This window comes from Rhizobium sp. PDO1-076 (genome assembly GCF_000247475.1).
GTDB lineage: Bacteria > Pseudomonadota > Alphaproteobacteria > Rhizobiales > Rhizobiaceae > Allorhizobium.
In genome coordinates, this window is sequence record NZ_AHZC01000262.1 from 1 (window position 1) to 1,607 (window position 1,607).

General features: G+C 48.7%; 1 protein-coding gene. It reads right to left on the reverse strand.

Features of this window, described 5'->3' with window-relative positions:
• On the reverse strand, positions 1–879 hold an 879-nt coding region (locus PDO_RS27950; RefSeq protein WP_007603091.1), incomplete at its 3' end, for a hypothetical protein.
• Positions 880–1,607: the final 728 nt, after the last annotated feature.

The following is a 1,607-nucleotide window of genomic DNA, read 5'->3' on the forward strand; positions in this document are numbered from 1 at the left end:
AGCCTGATAGTCGCGATACCGCTCCATGCTCTTGTTTTCGCTGTCGCGAAACGATGGCGTCGCTGCAGATTTCTGCTTGTCATAGGCCGCCATGCTGGCGATTTCGCTTTGACGATAGGATGGCGTCGAGATTGTCTTCTGCCGCTCGTACGCATCCATGCTCATGTTTTCGCTCTCGCGAAACGACGGAGTAGGTGTGGCTGCACGCACAGAAACACGCTCGTCACGAGCCTCAAGAGAAAGAGCGGATTTCTGATCGGCCTGCAAGGTTCTCAAGTCTCGCAGCCGCTCGGCGGCTAGGATCTCAGAAGGTGTATCGAAACCCGACCAAGCTTGAGTCGGCTCAATACCAGCAGGCCCAGTGTAGTTAAACATTTGATTTACGTATGTGACTCCGGCTTGCCACGTTGATGAGGGGAGCCCTGACCCATGCAAAAAGGGACTTTGTGACGGCTCACTGGAGATAATTGTCAATTCGATTGAGGACGAACCAGCTAATGGCCTAATATTTGTGCCGCCGATTGCAAACTGCGAAGATGCGGTAAACTTGCCAACTAGTTTGAATGCCTCGCTGTCCAAGAGAAATCCAACAAAGCTAGATATATTTGCGCCGCTAAACGGTTGCGAACTTGCATATCCCGCACCCAGTCCTACCAGCGAGGAAATTGGTGATTTTGTCGGATCAAATGCCGCTATAAACCCCAGATTTCCAAGTTTAGCTTGAACGCCTGAGGGCCAGTTGGGATTTCCAACGTCAAAGGTAGCGGTATAGCTAAACGGTCCCCATCCACCGTTAAAGGCGTGCACGGCCTTTACCTTGAAGTTAATCCCTCCAACAACCTCGATAGAGGCTCCTAAGTACTTATTTTCGGCATTCATCGAAACGCATCTCCCAATGAGATCTCAGTAAATGGACAGGAAAATAGCCGACATGAGAAAACCGAAAATCATTATAGGCCGACCAATCAAAACTCTATCTCGATTGCTTTGCCGGTAATAAGCCTGCGGGCCATCTGCGTCAAAAGTGGTTCCGGAATATTTATTATCAACGTTAAAGTCCCACCCTCTGGACGAATAGAACAATAATTCAACAATCTCTGAGCAAATTAAATAAGATGTGATGATGATAAATATAGGGGATAATATATTTACTATATTCATTTAGCTCTCCGGCCGTATAGAATAACCAAGTATACCAAATGCTGACTGCGATCAGCGCGACGAACAAATGTCGACAAAGACTGCAGCGAATACAAATCGATTGCATTGGTAGTCTCGCCGATCAATAAGCACCACGTAGGATTGAAAATCAAGGTCGCCTCACCTTGAATTCGGTCACGTATCCTGGAGAAATCAGGCCAGATCGAGGTATCACGCGGAGCGCCGCATCCTGGACCACTGCACCACGCCAATCACCCCACCGTTCATATGATAGCCTCGCATCATACTCATTAGCGACCGCGCCGATAACAGCGTATCGCGACACTCCATATTTTTCGGCGTACTGAGTTGCCAAATAATACGCCAACTCGCTGACCTCGACTCTTTGGCCTTCCCAAAACGCGGTGAATCTGAATCTCTGGGGCAAACTGGAGGTTTACGATCGG